This window comes from Runella defluvii, from assembly GCF_014195535.1.
GTDB lineage: Bacteria > Bacteroidota > Bacteroidia > Cytophagales > Spirosomataceae > Runella > Runella defluvii.
Map to the genome: position 1 here is coordinate 588,990 of NZ_JACIBY010000004.1, position 18,093 is coordinate 607,082.

The 18,093-nt window shown below is 46.0% G+C and carries 17 protein-coding genes; 6 read left to right on the forward strand and 11 right to left on the reverse strand.

All coding sequences use genetic code 11. From position 1 onward, the window contains the following. Nucleotides 1–132: 132 nt before the first annotated feature. The 5 genes from FHS57_RS12480 to FHS57_RS12500 form a co-directional block, all read right to left on the reverse strand. The gene (locus tag FHS57_RS12480; protein ID WP_183974048.1) at nt 133–1,215 is read right to left on the reverse strand and encodes a hypothetical protein; all 1,083 of its coding nucleotides are present in this window, start codon (nt 1,213–1,215) and stop codon (nt 133–135) included. Between the two features lie 90 nt (nt 1,216–1,305). Further along, nucleotides 1,306–2,385 (reverse strand): class II fructose-bisphosphate aldolase, encoded by a 1,080-nt coding sequence (gene fbaA / locus FHS57_RS12485; protein WP_028527004.1) that lies wholly within the window; start codon nt 2,383–2,385, stop codon nt 1,306–1,308. 164 nt (nt 2,386–2,549) lie between these two features. Beyond that, nucleotides 2,550–3,914, reverse strand: coding sequence for a dipeptidase (locus FHS57_RS12490; protein WP_183974050.1), 1,365 nt, complete (start codon nt 3,912–3,914; stop codon nt 2,550–2,552). A gap of 191 nt (nt 3,915–4,105) precedes the next feature. Further along, nucleotides 4,106–4,813 carry a hypothetical protein gene (locus FHS57_RS12495; protein ID WP_183974052.1) on the reverse strand — a complete coding sequence of 236 codons (708 nt, stop codon included), beginning with the start codon at nt 4,811–4,813 and terminating at the stop codon, nt 4,106–4,108. Beyond that, nucleotides 4,810–6,249, reverse strand: a complete 1,440-nt coding sequence (locus FHS57_RS12500) for a DASH family cryptochrome (RefSeq protein WP_183974054.1) — start codon at nt 6,247–6,249, stop codon at nt 4,810–4,812. Before FHS57_RS12500 ends, FHS57_RS12495 begins: the two co-directional genes overlap by 4 nt. Before the next feature lie 249 nt (nt 6,250–6,498). On the opposite strand from FHS57_RS12500, the gene FHS57_RS12505 reads away from it, so the two are divergent. The 3 genes from FHS57_RS12505 to FHS57_RS12515 are packed head-to-tail and all read left to right on the forward strand — an operon-like array spanning nt 6,499 to nt 8,572. Then, nucleotides 6,499–6,795, forward strand: coding sequence for a hypothetical protein (locus FHS57_RS12505; RefSeq protein ID WP_183974056.1), 297 nt, complete (start codon nt 6,499–6,501; stop codon nt 6,793–6,795). Further along, a complete protein-coding gene (locus FHS57_RS12510; protein WP_183974058.1) occupies nt 6,792–8,093 on the forward strand; it encodes an outer membrane protein assembly factor BamB family protein in 1,302 nt (433 codons plus the stop codon). Before FHS57_RS12505 ends, FHS57_RS12510 begins: the two co-directional genes overlap by 4 nt. A gap of 17 nt (nt 8,094–8,110) precedes the next feature. Continuing rightward, a complete protein-coding gene (locus tag FHS57_RS12515; protein ID WP_183974060.1) occupies nt 8,111–8,572 on the forward strand; it encodes a hypothetical protein in 462 nt (153 codons plus the stop codon). Between the two features lie 53 nt (nt 8,573–8,625). On the opposite strand, the gene hemL is transcribed toward FHS57_RS12515, so the two are convergent. The 3 genes from hemL to FHS57_RS12530 all read right to left on the reverse strand — a co-directional run bounded on the left by hemL (nt 8,626) and on the right by FHS57_RS12530 (nt 13,637). After that, complete coding sequence (hemL, locus tag FHS57_RS12520; protein ID WP_183974062.1) at nt 8,626–9,915, reverse strand: glutamate-1-semialdehyde 2,1-aminomutase; 1,290 nt, start codon at nt 9,913–9,915, stop codon at nt 8,626–8,628. A gap of 36 nt (nt 9,916–9,951) precedes the next feature. Continuing rightward, nucleotides 9,952–11,658 (reverse strand): ABC transporter substrate-binding protein, encoded by a 1,707-nt coding sequence (locus tag FHS57_RS12525; RefSeq protein WP_183974065.1) that lies wholly within the window; start codon nt 11,656–11,658, stop codon nt 9,952–9,954. Between the two features lie 230 nt (nt 11,659–11,888). After that, the gene (locus FHS57_RS12530; RefSeq protein WP_183974067.1) at nt 11,889–13,637 is read right to left on the reverse strand and encodes a phospho-sugar mutase; all 1,749 of its coding nucleotides are present in this window, start codon (nt 13,635–13,637) and stop codon (nt 11,889–11,891) included. Nucleotides 13,638–13,903: 266 nt separating this feature from the next. On the opposite strand from FHS57_RS12530, the gene FHS57_RS12535 reads away from it, so the two are divergent. After that, nucleotides 13,904–14,749, forward strand: a complete 846-nt coding sequence (locus FHS57_RS12535) for a cupin-like domain-containing protein (protein ID WP_183974069.1) — start codon at nt 13,904–13,906, stop codon at nt 14,747–14,749. An 84-nt stretch (nt 14,750–14,833) separates the two neighbouring features. Here FHS57_RS12535 and FHS57_RS12540 read toward each other — a convergent pair whose 3' ends face one another. From FHS57_RS12540 to FHS57_RS12550, 3 genes are all read right to left on the reverse strand, one after another. Beyond that, nucleotides 14,834–15,286: a GyrI-like domain-containing protein gene (locus FHS57_RS12540; protein WP_183974071.1), complete on the reverse strand. Its 453-nt coding sequence runs from the start codon at nt 15,284–15,286 to the stop codon at nt 14,834–14,836. A gap of 358 nt (nt 15,287–15,644) precedes the next feature. Further along, the gene (locus FHS57_RS12545) at nt 15,645–16,073 is read right to left on the reverse strand and encodes a VOC family protein (protein ID WP_183974073.1); all 429 of its coding nucleotides are present in this window, start codon (nt 16,071–16,073) and stop codon (nt 15,645–15,647) included. 75 nt (nt 16,074–16,148) lie between these two features. Further along, entirely contained in the window at nt 16,149–17,099 is a 951-nt protein-coding gene (locus tag FHS57_RS12550; protein WP_183974075.1) for a helix-turn-helix transcriptional regulator, read from the reverse strand. Between the two features lie 124 nt (nt 17,100–17,223). Here FHS57_RS12550 and FHS57_RS12555 point away from each other — a divergent pair, with 124 nt between their 5' ends. Then, a complete protein-coding gene (locus tag FHS57_RS12555) occupies nt 17,224–17,682 on the forward strand; it encodes a hypothetical protein (protein WP_183974077.1) in 459 nt (152 codons plus the stop codon). Nucleotides 17,683–17,713: 31 nt separating this feature from the next. Further along, on the forward strand, nt 17,714–18,093 hold a 380-nt coding region (locus tag FHS57_RS12560), incomplete at its 3' end, for a hypothetical protein (protein ID WP_183974079.1).

The following is an 18,093-nucleotide window of genomic DNA, read 5'->3' on the forward strand; positions in this document are numbered from 1 at the left end:
TTGGAAAGGTTTGTTTGAGTAGAGAGCCTCTCCAAGTTTCATCTGTGTCGGAGTAGAAACTTGGAAAGGTTTGTTTGAGTAGAGAGCCTTTCCAAGTTTTGTTAGCGTTGGAGTAGAAACTTGGAAAGGCTGCTAGTTCATTAATTTTGATTTGATCCACCAGCTAATCTCTTGTTGCGGATAAGTAGTTTTCCAAATGTAATTCACCATGTCGTTGGCACTTGCGGTACGATAGGTAAATTCGACAACCCGCATGACGTCTGTGTGGTGAACTGCTACGTCAAAATCGGGAGCCAATGTCATTTGAATATCGCGGAATGGTACGTAAATCTCCAATTTGGCGCACACGTACTGGTCGCGTTCTACGTCGTAAGCCACCACGCGCCCGTCAGATAGGACAAGCATGAGTGGGCAGTGGAACAGTTGTTCGTAGAGAGAGTTGAAATAGTGCCAACCAAAGAAAAGATAAACTTTGCGTTGGAAACTAATTTCTACCATTTGTAGGGCGTGTTCAAGCGCGTAAGTACGGTTCTTGATGTGGTCGGCCCAGTTGGGAAGTTTATGCGGGTCGATGTGGCGAAGCCAGCGGCGGCTTTGCCAATCGTAAATTTCAGGTTTTCCGATTCGAAGCTTATAATCGTAAATAGAAGGCCGTTCGTGAACGTAACCAGGGTAGTACCACTGGCGCTCGGTCGATTTGGCATATTCCATTTCGAGAAGCATGGTATAAATCCCCAAACTGTACGAAGAATAACCTGGGTCAAACAACCCCAGCAGACTCATCAGGCTGTTGTGGCCTTGGTCAAAGTAGCTGATGGCAATCAGTCGGTCATCGTCATAAACGTCGATTTCGTAGGTTTCGAAGCGAGGTGTAAGCACCAAAAATTCTTCCAAAGAATTACTCAAAAAACTTCTAAACCGACGCTGGTGTTGGTGGAATAGTTCTTCTTTTTCGCGGGTAATGGTCGCCTTGCGAATTTCGTGCCGAAAAAGCTTTCCGTTCTTATTCAGTAATTTTCTCATGCGCTTCGAATGCTCATGTTCCGCAAGGTTGATACGGATGTTGATGGGGGAGCATATATCGTTATCGAAGCACGTTACCTTTGCTCTAAATAGCATATTTACAGTCCGAAACCAGCCTGACGCGAGGTAGCGGTCGAGGCGTTTGGGCGAGAGCTGATGGGGTAGGTAGTACTGAAGTATGGCGTCGTTCATGCACTAAAAATAAATGAAAAAAGGGGTAAAATGAAAAAGCGGTGAAAATAAAATTTTCACCGCTTTTGTAGTGCAAAAATCACGCCGAAATTATCCCAAACGGTTGATGCAATTTAGGTCTTCAAAAGCAACTGCAAGGCGGTCAACCATGCTTTCTTCGCCTTTACGAAGCCATACGCGTGGGTCATAATATTTTTTGTTCGGAGAATCTGAGCCTTCTGGGTTACCCAACTGTGACTGCAAGTATCCTTCTTTCGATTTGTAATATTTCAAGACACCTTCCCAAGTTGACCACTGCATATCGGTGTCAATGTTCATCTTGATAGCACCGTATTGGATCGCCTCACGGATTTCCTCGCGGCTACTTCCCGAACCTCCGTGGAAGACGAAGTTTACTGGAAGTGGTCCTGTTCCGAATTTTTCTTGGATATAGTCTTGCGAATTTTTCAAGATAATTGGAGCCAATTTTACGTTACCTGGCTTATACACGCCGTGTACGTTTCCGAAAGCGGCTGCAATGGTAAATTTGTCCGAAATTTTGCTCAATTCTTCGTACGCATACGCTACTTCCGAAGGCTGAGTGTATAGTTTTGAGCTATCTACGTCGGTGTTATCCACGCCATCTTCTTCGCCACCTGTTACGCCTAGTTCGATTTCAAGCGTCATTCCAAGTTTTGACATACGCTCAAAATATTTCGAGCAGATTTCGATGTTTTCTTCGATAGGCTCTTCTGACAAGTCAATCATGTGTGAGCTAAACAACGGCTTACCATGTTGGTCAAAATATTTTTCGCCTGCATCCAACAAACCGTCAATCCAAGGAAGTAATTTTTTTGCGCAGTGGTCGGTGTGCAAAATTACTGGAACACCATACAACTCAGCCATTTGGTGAACGTGCATTGCACCTGAGATTGAGCCCGCAATGGCAGCTTGTTGGTTCGCGTTTGAAATGCTCTTTCCTGCGTAGAAAATCCCACCGCCGTTTGAGAATTGGACGATGACAGGCGAGTTTACTTTTTTCGCTGTTTCAAGAACTGCATTGATGGAGTTGGTGCCTACTACGTTGACAGCAGGAAGGGCGTAGTCATTTTGGTTGGCATGACGAAAAAGTTCGCTCACACCATCTCCTGTTACGACGCCCGCTTTGAAGAGGCTTGAAGTTTCGCTCATAGGAAAAATAATCTTTTTTAAAGGAAATGTTTAATTTTTACGGTGGGTTTCCCGACTAACGAGTGTTAGCGATGCAAAATAGGGAAATTTTAACGAAAAACCCTGATGTAGGGCTTCATTTAAGAAACCCTACCCGTCGTGTCAGCGAGAATTATTGGCGTCAATTACCGTTTCAATTCAGCATAATGCTTGAAAAACAACGGGATGGTTTCAATGCCTTTGTAAAAATTGAACAAACCGTAGCTTTCGTTGGGCGAGTGAAGGGCGTCAATGTCAAGCCCAAAGCCCATCAAAATAGACTTTAAGCCAAGCTCTTGTTCAAACAACGCCACAATCGGAATACTTCCGCCGCCGCGCGTAGGCACAGGTTGTTTTCCGCCCCATGCTTCTTTCATGGCAAGCTCAGCGGCACGGTATTCGACCGAGTCAACGGGGGTAACGTACGGAAGGCCGCCGTGGTGGGGTTTTACCACAACTTTGACCGACGGCGGAGCAATCGACAAGAAATGTTGGGTGAAAAGGTCCAAAATTTCGTCGTTATGTTGGTCGGGTACGAGGCGCATACTGATTTTGGCGTAGGCTTTAGAAGGCAACACCGTTTTGGCTCCTTCGCCAATGTATCCGCCCCAAATTCCATTTACATCAAGGGTAGGACGGATGCCCGTACGCTCGATGGTGGTATATCCCGTTTCGCCTTCAATTTCGTCGATGGCCAAGTCACGTTTGTATTCGTCCAAATCAAACGGAGCTTCGTTGAGCGCGGTGCGCTGGTCGGCGCTTAGTTCTTGTACTTTGTCATAAAACCCAGGAATCGTAATGTGGTTGTTTTCGTCTTTCAACGACGCAATCATTTCGCACAATACATTAATAGGGTTGGCTACGGCACCACCATACACGCCCGAGTGGAGGTCGCGATTGGCACCCGTTACTTCTACTTCGAGGTACGTTAGCCCGCGCAAACCTACTTCAATCGACGGGGTATCGTTGGCAATGATGCTGGTGTCAGAAATCAGGATAACGTCGGCTTTGAGTTTCTCTTTGTTTTCTCTCACAAACGTTCCGAGGTGGTCAGAGCCCACTTCTTCTTCTCCCTCAATCATAATTTTGACGTTGCAAGTCAGCGTGCCCGTTGCGACCATCGTTTCGAGGGCTTTGATGTGCATGTAAAACTGTCCTTTGTCGTCGCAGGCACCACGGGCATAAATCCGCTCGTTTTTGATAACAGGCTCAAACGGCGGCGAATCCCAAAGCTCATACGGGTCGGCAGGCTGCACGTCGTAGTGGCCATAGATGAGCACGGTTGGGAGCGCGGGGTCAATGATTTTTTCACCATAAACGACTGGGTGACCAGGGGTTTCGTGAATTTCGGCAAGGTCAGCCCCTGCTTTCAGAATGGCATCTTTGACCGCTTCGGCACAGCGGCGCACATCGTCTTTGAATTTGGGATCGGCACTGACCGATGGAATGCGGAGCAAGTCGAGCAACTCGCTCAAAAATCTATTTTTGTTGGCTTCGATGTAGTTTGTCATCTTTTGGAATATAACGTTCTTGTTTGTTGGAATCCGTTTGCCCCAAAGTTAGCGGGGTAAACGGATTTTCTTGAGTGATTTATGACAAAATAAACAGCCAATTCTAAAATCTGATTTTAGAATTGGCTGTTTATTCGTGAAAATACTCAAATGATTGCCATTTGCAACTTTGTATTTTACCCTTTGCTTATCTACTGACACTCAAACGTATATTCATACACGTTTTTAGAAAATTCTGTCCAGCGTACCTTTTCGCCTACCTTTTTTAAGAGTGTTGGACAGCTCGAATAAAGGACTTTATATTCGTCGTCGTAGTCTTTCTTTTTGAGTTTTTTGGCTACATTATCACCTAGCTGAACGTAGTACGACTTATCGTCGCCGCCCGCCATGGTCATACCACCAAACCCTACGCGCATGGTTTCGGCGGCAAAAGGGTCGTGAAATACCTTGATTTTGCTGTTAAAACCTGGGTTAAGCAGCTGCATCAAGAGCATTTCGGGTTCTTTTTTGACGGCTACGTTGGCTTTCTCAAAATAGGCGTACCCTTTTTTGATGATTTCGCTGTCGATGTAGGTAGCGTCCCATTTTTTGACTTTGGTACCCACGTCCATGTTGGTTGAAAATTTAGAGAAGCCGCTGGGTATCAAGTACATCGACTTGATTTTGTCGGGCGTAAATTTCCATTTTTTGCCGTTGGCATCTTTAATTGTTACTTCTTCGATTAAGCCTTTGCGGCGGTCGAGGTCTTCGAGCGTGCCTTCAATTTTGGTGCCGTCTTCGAGGGTTAGATAAGAAGTTTCTTTGCCCGAAAAACGGTCGTACGCAGGAATAAAATCTTGCGAGTAAGCGGCTGCCGAAATACAGAGAGCGGTGCTGAGTAGATAGTGCTTGATTTTCATCGTTTTAACCATTTGTTGCCATTAACGATGGCTTTGGGGTAATCATTGCCGAGCTGCACCCCAAAAGTTTTTTGTTCGGCAGGGCTAAGGTTCCATACTTGGTGAATCTTGGCTGCGGGTACATTGGCAAGCTGCGGTAGCCACGTCTTTACGTACTCGCCTTGTTCGTCGTAGCGAGTGGCTTGGGTATGGATGTTGAAGTAGCGGTTTTCGCGCGGGTCGTTGCCTACGCCAGCCACATAATTCCAGTTTCCCCAGTTGCTACACACATCATAATCAACGAGTTGGCTTTCAAAGTAAGCAGCTCCCCACGTCCAGTTTAGGTGTAAATCTTTGGCCAAAAAACTAGCCACGTTTTGGCGTCCACGGTTCGACATAAAGCCTGTCAATTGCAACTCACGCATGTTGGCATCCACAAAAGGTACGCCCGTTTTTCCGTTGATCCATTGTTGGAAACGTTCTTGGTTATTTTCCCATTTTTGCAAAATATTGTGCTGAATACCCGAAACTTTGAAGATACGAGAGCCAAATTTTAGGGTAATAAAACGGAAATAATCACGCCAAAGTAACTCAAAAACGAGCCAGTAAGTCGATTCGTTGGCGCCGCGCTGGGCTTCGTAGCGTTTTACTTCTTCGTAGATGTGGCGAGGCGAAACGCAACCATAGGCCAACCAAGCCGAAAATTTGGACGAATAGTCTTCGCCAAGCAGGCCGTTGCGGGTTTCTTTATAGACCTTGAGGTGGTCGGTATCCCAAAAATAATTTTTCAAACGCCGTAATCCCTCCGTCTCTCCTCCATGAAAAGGAAGCACCCCACGGGCATCCGAAACGGGAAGGCTGGAAAAAAGAATCAGCTCGTATATTTCGGGGATTTTGCCAATTTCAATTCCTTCAGGAAGGCGAACGACCGTAGGCGTTGCAAAGGTCGGGCGTATTTTGGTTAGTTTTTCAACGGCTTTGCGAAACTCCGTAAAGGTGTCAGGAATGCGCGAAACCCAAAACGGCAGGTCGCGGGGGTGATACAGGGTAGATTGCCAAAAAACTTCAAAATCAACGTTGTCAACCTTGAGCTTTTTGGAAAGCGCCGTTTCGATGTCAGCTTCTTCTTGGGCGGCTTCCTTGCTGGTATAAATGGCCTCGGCGGCGTATTCACGGGCCAATTCACTCAGGACAACCTCAGGCTTTCCCGTACGAATGACCAAGTTACCGCCTTTTTTGCGGAGGTTGTCTTGTAGGTTTTGCACGGATTCGAGCAGAAATTTTGCGCGAAACGTCCCCGTTTTAGGAAAACCAAGGCGATCAAGTTGCTGAAATTGGCGTGTATCAAAGACAAAGACAGGAATCACCTCTTCGGCGTCTTGGGTTGCTTTGAAAAAACCTTCGTTATCGTGTAAACGTAAATCGTTTCGGAACCAATAAATAATGCGTTTGGGCATAAGACAAATCGTGTAATTGTTCTATTGTTCAAAACTACACTTTCGGCAGTAGGTTTTGAAAAAAGGCGACATTTTTTTACCGTTTACTCAAAAGTGAAACTATTAGTTGCGTTTGACTAAGAAAGCTTTTACATTGCTGACAATTGCCCTGTTTTACCCTGCTTTTGAGACCATAACTTATGAAATAAGCCTGTAAAAGGCTTGAAAATGAAGTGTTTGTCTAAAATCAGTACCTTAAAACAGCTATAGATGTCAGTAGTTAACACCTTCCCTAACCACGCCATTAATGCCTTTGTGAGGGCGTGGTCTAATGTTGAGCCAAGGCACGACGTAACGATGTTTGCTCGTGACCAAACCGATGGCCTCGTACCGCGCCGCTCACAGATTGCGGAAAACACAGCCTGGGCATCCAATGCTGAAATACGAGAACTAGCGGGTAATAATCATCAGGAGATGAGACGAAGTAATCGGTCGCGAGAGGAATTGAATCGAGCTTTTGATGGACAAAGTCAGGCAACTACTGCATTTTCTATTCCGATGCGATGAATATAAGTAAACATATTTTTTATACCATAGCCGTTCTTTTGGGAACGGCTATGCTTACCGCCTGTCAGAAAGATAAGTGGCTGGAGAAAGTAGATGAAAACGGGGTGGTTTTTGAAAAAAAGCCAATTTGGAAAGTTGGAAGCGTAGCAGACTTGAATATTCCAAATTTTGGTCCTGCTTATGTTCATTTTATTAACGATGGATTATTAGACACCTACTACACCAACCCTAGTACCTTGGAAAATGAGTTTCGATTGCTCAATCTTGATACAGGAAAACCGATTTGGCGTTGGCGTGATGTTATTAGACCTAATGAGGAAATTATGCTACTTAATTATCAAGGCCATGAGGTTTATCAATACCAAAACCTTTTACTATACCAGTATGGCCCACGCAATTATTGTATTAATATAGAGACTGGCAAGACTGCTTGGAAAAAAACAACGGATTATTCGGGGGTAGGTTTATGTTATGGATTAGGGACATATTATTTTACTTTTGGCACGCCCATGGCGTTATATGATAAAGGCATTTGGGAACAATCCATATATCGAGGAGATATTCTAACTGGTAAGGAGGAAAAAATCTTAATGCCCAATTACAGCCGTAAATACGTAGGAGTAGGCATTACGCAGTTTCATGTGGGGTCTATCAATGATATTCGCCCGATAGTAGAGGGAAAAGATACACTATTGTTGATTACCTATACCGAGCTTGGCCCCCAACGCCACGAATATGAAGCTTATCTTTCTCTTTACAATCTCTCGCAGCAGCGGTGGTTATACGATCGTAAACCGTTGTGGGGTGAGCGCAAGATAGGTGTTTTGAATGGGGCGGTTCGTTTGCGAGGAGATAAGATGTACACGATTACGAGTAATGAAGTGGTTTGTCATCACTGGCGAACAGGCGAGCGAGTATGGATTAAAGTGCTGCCAAGCTTTGCGGAGATACAAGGTATATTTGAAAACCGTTACATGGTCTTGTATGATAGTATGAGTACACTTTACTGCGTAGATGCCGATACAGGAGAACAAATTTGGAAACTGGGTAACGAGACACTTTCTTACACGAGTTCATACTATGCAGAGGGTATTTTGTACTATCTTTCCAAGGGCCGCCTTCGCGCAAGAGAGTTGAAAACCACCAAATTATTGTGGGATATTCCCTCAGATACGGATGGGAAATTAGATGGTCATTTCGGGGTGTTTGTGACGGGCTTACCAGGGAAAGACGGTGAAAAAGGGCGAATTTTTACGCGTACGGGCTACCATACGTATTGTTTTGAAGCGATAAAGTAAAAATCAAATATATTTTTATGAAAACCATCCTTTCTATTTTGTTATGCACACTGCTGCTATGTTGTCAAAGAGAACCTGATTTGACCCAGAGCGCGTTGCAAGGGCGCTGGCAGATACAGCGTATTGAATTTTTAGGAAGAAATACGGCAGAGAATGACTCTGTCAAGTACTACAATGCGAGCTTTGTGGAGTTTAAAAAGGGGAAAGCAAACTACCGCGCTGAAGTTACGTATCGTTTTGATAACCAAACATTGGCTACGGCGGCTTACGTCATAAATAGCCCCAACCAAGTATTTTTCAATGAACCCTGCTGCGACGAGGCATTGTACAAAAATCTTCGCCTCTTTTTTAAAGGGCAGTACGAGGTAGAACTTGACCAAGAAAATCGACGTGTTGTTCTGGAAGGCGAAATGGAATTGTCACCTTTTACATCTAGTCGTACTTTACGCCCCGTTAGGGTACATTTATTGGAAGACTAAAAACGCCCACGAGCACAGCCATTTCTGCGCTCGTGGGGTATCTCCATGGGAAGTTATATGACTTCTTTCAATGCTTCTTCGTTGGTCTCAATCAACTGCTGAACGTGCTGGTCTTCAAGTGCGTATGAGAAAAACAGGCTTTCAAACTGCGAAGGAGCAAGGTAAATGCCGCGCTTCAACATGGCTTGAAAATACCGCCCAAACAAGGCCAAATCAGCCGTTTTGGCTGAGTTGAAATCGGTCACGGGCTGGTCGGTCATAAACAACGTAAACATCGACCCGATTTGGTTGATGGTGTAGTTGAGACCTAGCTTTTGGAGTGAGGCGTTAAACCCGTTTTTGATGGTGCTACCCACTTCTTCAAGGCGGGTATATACTTCGGGGTGGCTGTCGAGGTAACGCAACATGGCCAACCCTGCCGACATCGCAATGGGGTTTCCAGAAAGCGTCCCTGCTTGATACACAGGCCCTGCGGGCGATACGCAGTCCATGATTTCACGCTTGCCACCGTAAGCACCTACGGGCATTCCACCCCCGATGATTTTACCCATCGTCGTCATGTCGGGCATAATGCCAAAACGCTCTTGCGCACCGCCTTTGGCCAAGCGGAAGCCCGTCATCACTTCGTCAAAAATGAGGACGATGCCTTCTTTGGTACACAAATCGCGGATGGCTTGGAGGTAGCCTTCGTTGGGCAATACACAGCCCATGTTCCCAACCACGGGTTCTAAAATCAAGGCCGCTACTTGGCCTTTGTTGGCTTCGACGAGGGTGGTTAGGGCGGCGAGGTCGTTGAAAGGTGCCGTGAGGGTGTCGTTGGCGACGCCTTTGGTAACGCCTGGGCTATCAGGAACACCCATCGTAACGGCACCACTGCCTGCGGCAATCAAAAAGCTGTCGCCGTGGCCGTGGTAGCAGCCTTCAAACTTGATGATTTTGTCGCGGCCTGTATATCCCCGCGCTACCCGAATGGCCGACATGGTGGCTTCGGTGCCCGAGTTGACCATCCGTACTTTTTCGACCGAAGGTACCATGCTGATAATCAATTCCGCCATTTCGACTTCTTTGCGGGTAGGGGCACCAAACGAAAACGAGTTTTGAATGGCATCCGACACGGCTTTTTCGATGAGCTCGTGGGCGTGGCCCAAAATCATGGGCCCCCAAGAGTTGATACATTCGAGGTATTGGTTGCCGTCTTCGTCGTAGAGGTACGGGCCCTTGGCCGATTTAATAAAAATAGGGGAGCCGCCTACGGCACGAAAGGCGCGTACGGGCGAGTTGACCCCACCAGGGATGTATTGTTTGGCTTTTTCGAAAAGTGCTTGACTTTGATTGATTTGCATTGCTGATTTGGCAAAAATTAATTGAGTTAATAAACGTTACTGCGCGTTGACCCGCACCCACCTTGCATCGTCGATTTGGATAATGGGTACAACTTGGTTGTCGTTGGAATGTTGGTAATTAAAACCCGATAATAAATAATCGTCGTCGTACGAACGAACGTCTAGCCCGTTGCGTAGTTGGTTTTGGTACTTGTGGAGCATTCGCCCAAAAAACAGCACGAGGTCGTACCCCTGCAAGGCATAAATGGAAGGAACGGTGTTGCGTTTTGAAAAATACAGATTCTGAAAATCACGGACTTGAGTTTTGGCAATGTCAATAAACTCAGTATCAATGATATAAACAGGGCTGCTATTAAATGTGTTTGCCCCGACGCCGCCCACGTTAAAAGCCGTAGAATTGGCAAGTAACGGAACGTTGATATGGCGTTTGTCCATCAGAGTCAATAGTTTGTTTCCATCGTTTTCATTACTACTAAAAACGGCAATGTGCCCTGGTTTGTTTACGCTCGAAATGGTCGCAGTGCTGTCTAGTTTTTCGCGGGTGCGGCGAAAATCCGACACCTGATAGCCCGAAGCAGTGGCTTTGGCGCGGTAAGCTGCGGCCAACGTGGAGTCGCGGCGAGAGCTGCCGTAATAGATGGCTATTTTTTTGGAAGTAGCAGCGGGCAACGACCGCATATAATCAAAACTCTGAGACGCCTGACGTTCAAAAGAAGGTTGTAGCAAAAGTGTATTGGAGAATGTAGCACTTAAATCGGTCACGAGCGAAGTGGGGTGCACGTAATAGATGCCATTGCTTTGGGCAAAATCGGCGGCCAATTTGGCGGGCTCGCTGTAAACGGGGCCAACAATAAGGTCGGTTTGGGCAAAATTGGTATTATTGACCACGTTGAGCATGTCTTCGGGGTCGCTGCCTATGTCGTACGTAAACATATTCACCAAAATTCCCTCTTGCTGGAGCTTGGCTTTGGCGAGTTTCATGCCTTCGTACATGTCGTACGCAAACTGATTGCTACGAACGCGCTGGTTGGGTGAAAACTCCTTTACTTTAAATGGTAGAATGACTGCAATGTTATAATATCCCTTTGACTGACTGTTGGTGTTTTTTTTCATCGGCGTCACGTCGTTGGCAGGCTTGATGGGAGCAATACCAAAACGATTCGTAAGGTCATCGGAGAGTTCTAAATCGGCTTTGTCGTTGGAAGTTCGTTGAATAACATCAATCAATCGAAGGGCCACAATCTTATCGGAAGGGTGTTGCTGATTGAGTTTTTTTAGCAACGCCAAATCTTGAACGGGGTTGATATACACGCGTTTGAGTGGCTCCACGTCCTTTTTGACCGAAACGTTGGTAATTTCGGCTAAATATTCGAGTGCTTTGTTGTACTGCTTATCCCGAAACGATAAGTCGGCGAGTAGGTACGCGACTTCGTCCATTTTTTTCCATTCAGGAAAGCGCTCACGCAGTTGGAGCAACATCTGTTGACTTTCGAGGGGGCGGTTGTTTTTGAGGGCCGCCAAGCTGTAATAGTACTGCGCAAAAGGAACCAGACCATGTTGGTATTTGCGAGCCGTCAACAGCAGTAAATCAGCCATGGCGAGGTTGTATTCGCCTGTTTTATAGAGTGCTACGGCACGTTTATAGTCGCGTTCGTAGTTGGCATCTTGGGCCAAACTTTTGAACGAGAGCGTTACCCCTGCCCAGAGGGTAAGACACCATAGTAAGGTATTTATTTTCCTCATTACGAGTTGATTAGGGTTTGTACGTTGTATATGGTAGAATTTGGTTGGGTGTAAAAATACGGAAGAACCTCTAAAACAAAAAAGCCAACTCGCTATATGCGAATGGCTTTTCTCACACTTAACCTATGATGAAAAGCCCCAGGTTTTAGCTGGGACTCTAAACGTAACGTGAATATACGGCAAAATATTTTATCTGCCCAAAAATTTTTAAAAAAAATTATTATTTGGTCTTATTTCAATCCCAATTCTTCCCCGATAGAGGCTACTTTTTGTTTCAATGAAGCGTAAACCGCATCAAACTCTTCGTTGCTGTTGAGTGGTGCTACTACGCCTACATAAAACTTGATTTTAGGCTCCGTACCCGACGGACGGCAGGTAAACTTGGTGCCGTCGGCGGTAAAGAATTGAAGCACGTTCGACGACTCAATCCCCATGCTTCCCGAAGGAATGTCAACGGTCGTGCCATTTTCGGTGCGTTTCAAGAATTTGTAATCGTCGATGCGAACCACGGGCGAACCCGCCAACGACTGCGGAGGATTGGCGCGGAAGTCGGCCATCATTTGCTGAATTTCTTCGGCCCCAGCTTTTCCTTTTTTGGTCAATGAAATGAGTCCTTCGTAGTAGAAGCCAAATTGTTTATAGACTTCCATCAGCATATCAAACAAGCTCAAGCCTTTGTCTTTGGCGTAGGCCGTCAACTCAGCGATCATTCCGCAACTAGCAATGGCATCTTTGTCGCGCACAGCATCGCCGATGAGGTAGCCGTAGCTTTCTTCACCGCCACCAATAAACTGCTGCTGTCCTTCCAACTCTCTGATTACTTGGGCGATGTACTTAAAACCTGTGAGCGTATTGTAGCAATAAACGTCATAGCCCGCCGCCATCTTGTCGATGAGGTCGGTGGTTACGATGGTTTTACAAACAAACTCTTTGCCCGTCAACTTGCCTGCTTCTTTCCACGCTTGGAGGAGGTAATAAATGAGCAACGTAGCGGTTTGGTTACCATTAAGGAGCTGAATTTCACCGTGGTGGTTTTTAACGGCAATCCCTACGCGGTCGGCGTCGGGGTCAGTACCTAGCACAAGGTCGGCATCGATTTCCTTGGCTTTATTCACTGCCATCGACATCGCTTCTGATTCCTCAGGGTTAGGATACACCACCGTCGGGAATTGCCCGTTTCCGCTGGCTTCGGCTTGTTCGGCGATAACAGTCACGTTTTCAAAGCCCATTTTTTGAAGCAACGGTGGTACCAACGTCACGCCCGTTCCGTGGATGGGCGTAAAGACAATTTTAAGGTCTTTTTGGCGCGCAATTGCGTCTTTAGAAATAGAAAGTGAAACAATTTGGTCGAGGTATTTTTCGTCCACTTCTTTGCCAATAAGGTGAATTTTAGAGCTGTCACCTTCAAACTTTATGTCGTCAATCGACTGGATTGCGTTTACTTCGGCAATCACATTGCGGTCGTGCGGGGCTACCACTTGTGAGCCATCGTCCCAGTATGCCTTGTAGCCATTGTATTCTTTTGGGTTGTGAGAAGCCGTTACGACAACGCCGCTTTTGCAGCCCAAAAGACGGATGGCAAAGCTCAGTTCTGGTGTGGGGCGAAGGGCTTCAAAAAGATACACCTCAATGCCGTTGGCCGAAAAAATATTGGCAGTTACTCGCGCAAATTCATCCGATTTGATGCGGCTATCGTGGGCAATCGCCACGCTAATTTTTTCGCCCGCAAAATTTTTGTTGAGGTAATTGGCCAAGCCTTGCGTAGCTGCCCCGATGGTGTACTGGTTCATCCGATTGGAACCCACGCCAATCAGACCGCGCAACCCCCCTGTTCCAAATTCTAAGTCTTTGTAAAACGAATCGGTAAGTTCGGTAATGTTTTCTTGGTCAAGGAGTTGTTGGATTGTTGCTTTTGTTTCGGCATCGTAATTTCCGCCAAGCCATTGGTCTATTTTGGTTTGTACAGCAGCTTCGAGCATGGTAGGTTTATGTTTTTGGAGGTTTGAGAAATAATCTAAGGATAAAATCTGATAGTTGACGGACAAATTTACTAACTCATCCGAATCTTGCAAGTGAATCGAAAAGTTATGTCAAATTATTGAGGGGGAATGCGCCGTGAGTTGTCATGCAGAAAGTTCAAGGCTCATTAAACGTATATTAAATTGTTAGCACCGTGGGAGTCATTTTTTTTGGTTTTTCGTTATTTTAAGACTACTATTTTCCACTTCAGAACCAGCGTTATACCATGAAATTACAGCCAATTGAAAAGCGCTCGGGGCTTACTCCCGAAGAATTTAGAGAACAGTACCTGTTGCCAGGCAAACCCGTCGTGTTTAAAGATTTAGCGGCTCAGTGGCCCGCTACTCAAAAGTGGACGTTTGAGTATTTGAAAAAACACTACGGACAGCTAAACGTGCCGCTCTTTGGAAACGATTTTCACGATGCGGGAAAAGGCTACATGGCTCCCAAAATCCACATGCCTTTTGGCGATTACTTGGAATTGATTCAAGCGGGGCCGACGGAGTTACGGATGTTTTTGTTTAACATTTTTCAACATGCTCCTGACTTGGTCAAGGATGTGCAAATCCCGACCATCACCGACGGGTTTGTGAAAGAGTATCCGTTTATGTTTTTTGGAGGACAAGATGCCGTCGTCAACCTGCACTATGACATTGATTGTTCTTCGGTGTTTTTGACGCAGTTTCAGACCCGCAAACGCGTGGTGCTTTTTGCCCCTGACCAAAGCCCGTATTTGTACCAGCACCCGTTTACGGTACAAAGCCACGTCAATGTGTTACAACCCGATTACGAACGTTATCCCGCTTTCCGAAAAGCACAAGGTTGGGACACGACCCTCGAACACGGCGAAACCATTTTTATTCCCTCTACTTTTTGGCATTTTATTCATTATGTGGACGGCGGGTTTTCGATTGCGCTGCGCTCCAACGACACGATGTTTACGCGCCTACGGGGTTTGTGGAACATCACTCGTCATTTTGTGATTGACAAAGGCATGAACAAAGTGTTGGGGCCGACTTGGAAACACTGGAAAGAAGAAAAAGCAAACGAGCGGGCGTTGGCGCTTATATAAACAAAAAACACCCTTCCCGAAAGCTCAAAACTTTCGGGAAGGGTCGTGGTCTGTTAACCGTGCAAACACTGAATACTATTCTATTTACAAAACGCCAATTTGCACCTCGGTGACATTGTTAGCGCCGTTTTCAAAGTCCATCATCACATAGAGTTCGCGGTTGGCGCCACTTAATTGCAAGCCTTGCGAATGGATGAAACTCATGGCATTCCCATATACCTGAGGAAGCTCTTCCCAAGGGCCTTCGTGTACAAGCGATACGCACTTGAAAGGTAGGATGGTTTGAAAAGCAAAGCGATCAGAAGTCACTTCTTTCCCTTGAACGGGTAGCACAATATCGAGCGTAAAAACCGTGTCAGGCTTGCCGTCCAAACCTACGTAATTCCAGTGGATAGGGCCCGTTGGAAGTAAATTTAGTGCCGCTGCTTCGCGGTATAAATCTTGGGCAACGTGTCCGACGAGTGTGCCTAACTGTGGAAGTGTCGTTTGGGTCGTAAAGACGAGGGCGCTGAACGGTTTGGTATATTTATTATTCATGACTGTTGAAAAAAAGTGGGGTAATAGCTGCTAAGTTATTTTTGCGGATAGTCGTAATTTACCATCCATTTGACGCCAAACTTGTCGGTGAAAGCACCAAAATAGGCATTCCAAAACAACCTTTCCGAAAGTTCAAAACTTTCGGAAAGGTGCTCATTTGTTATTCATGGCTGTTGAAAAAAGTGGGGTAATAGCTGCTAAGTTACTTTTGCGGATAGTCGTAATTCACCATCCATTTGACGCCAAACTTATCGGTAAACGCACCAAAATAGGCATTCCAAAACTACCTTCCCGAAAGTTCAAAACTTTCGGGAAGGTGCTCATGGCTGTTGAAAAAAGTGGGGTAATAGCTGCTAAGTTACTTTTGCGGATAGTCGTAATTCACCATCCATTTGACGCCAAACTTGTCGGTAAACGCACCAAAATAGGCATTCCAGAAAGTGTCTTGAAGGGGCATTTCGATTTCTCCATCTGCCGACAAACCGTTGAAGAGGCGCTCCGCTTCTTCTTTGCTGTCAGTTCCGATAGAAAGAGAAATGTGATTGCCCACGTTGACTGTATGACCAGCACTTTCGAGGGAGTCGGTGCCCATTATCACATAGCCTGGGGCAATTTCGTAAGCAATGTGCATGATTTTTTCTTGCTCATCAGCCGACATGTTTTCGCCGCCAGGGATGTCCTTAAAGCGCTGAAGACCAGCGAACTCTCCGCCAAAAACGGATTTGTAAAAAAGGAAAACTTCTTCGGTGTTTCCCAAAAAACTGAAGTAAGGATTGATTGTTGTCATGGCTTGTTGTAGGTTAAATAATGTGTTGGTTTATTTGACTCTACAAAGGTAAATAGCCGTAGTGACAACGGTATGTCAGTAGGGTTGCAGGTAATGTTCGGCCATTTCCGAAACGATGTCGCGCATGGTATCTTTGAGCTTTTGAGGGCCTTCGACGTTGATGTGCTTACCGTACGACAGCAGCCACCGACCAATGCCTTCGTAATACTGCGTCATAAACGTCATACGGACGTATTTGCCCTGGGTTTCTTCCGAAATAAATCCCCAACTGTACTTTTGTTCTTGCATAAAAACCGCCGCACCACGGTGTACCCAAACGACGGTTTCTTCCAATTCTTCCTGCACTCGAAGGCGGCCAAGGTAGGCTTGAAGGGTCAATAGGTTTTGTTTTTGGAAAAACTTCTCGGTGTTGACCAATTGCTGAATGCGGTCGGTACGAAAATCGCGGTAGTCGCCCCGAAGGCGGCAATAGCCAATTAGGTGCCAATGCGAGTTGTAATAAACCAGTCCAATGGGCTCAATTTCGCGTTGGGTGGCTTGTGGCTGATAGTTGGAGACGTAATCAATCAACAAAACGTGTTGGCGAACAATGGCCTGCTGAATTTGATTGAGCAAATGCTCGGAAAACGGCTGCTGACGGCGACGGTTTAGTACTGCTACGCGGCTATCGAGGTCTTCGAGGTGTTCTTTTTCCGAACGTTTCAAGACCGATTTAATCTTATAAAGTGCCGATTCAAAACTTTCATTGAGCGAAGCATCGCCCATTTTACTCACCAACTTGGCACCGAAAAGCAACGCACTCGCTTCTTCGTTGGAAAACATAACGGGGGGCAAATGGTAATCTTCCAAAAAATACCCAATGCCCGCTTCGGCACCGATAGGAACGCCTGCTTCTTCGAGGGCGCGTATGTCACGATACACGGTACGAAGGCTAATGGTAAAACGGTCAGCGATTTCTTGGGCTTTCACTACGCGCTTAGATTGTAGTTGAATCAAGATGGCTGTAAGGCGGTCGATGCGGTTCATTGTTTTAAAAAAATGCGCTATACTTGTACGGAGAGAAAACTTCTCGAAAGTTTTAAAACTTTCGAGAAGTTCAGTGAAAAACTTTCGAGAAGTTCATTTAAGGCTAAAAATACGAAAAAAAGCGATGAAATTACGCTATTTCCTACCCATTTTTCTATTCATAGTGCTAGGCTGCAACCGTCCTGCCGAAAACGTTGACGAGGCCCAAGCCCGACTAACGGGGGTGTCTAAATGGCAAATTCAAGAAATCCTGATGGACGAAGCCCCTGTCTTTAAAGAAGGTAAGCACATTCCGCACATTAGTGGGGTTCAATTTGATGAATACATGGATTGGGTACGTTTTTTGCCCGATGGTACGTTTGAAGGACATTTTAAGGGAGCCACCGAAAACAAGCGTTTTCAGTGGGAAAAATACCAAAAACAAAATGTCATTGCCCTGCGTGATACCGTAGCCAAAACGGGAGGCTGGAACATTTATCCGCGCAACGTGTATGAAGATGCGTTTGAGATGGAAACCCGCAGTACACTCTATGATCCGCCACGCATGACGAAATTAACTTTGAAGTTTGTAAAGAAATCGTAGCACGTGCCCTCTGTGCAGGAGGTTGCACGCTGTGCAGGAGGTTGCTCACAACCTCCCGATTTCGTCGATTTCGTTCGGATATGAGTATCCGAACGCACGTTGTGCAGGAGGTTGCTCACAACCTCCCGATTTCGCCGATTTTTGTTCGGATATGAGTATCCGAACGCACGTTGTGCAGGAGGTTGCTCACAACCTCCCGATTACGTCGATTTCGTTCGGATATGAGTATCCGAACGCACGTTGTGCAGGAGGTTGCTCACAACCTCCCGATTACGTCGATTTTCGTTCGGATATGAGTATCCGAACGCACGTTGTGAGGAGGTTGCTCACAACCTCCCGATTACGTCGATTTCGTTCGGATATGAGTATCCGAACGCACGTTGTGCAGGAGGTTGCTCACAACCTCCCGAT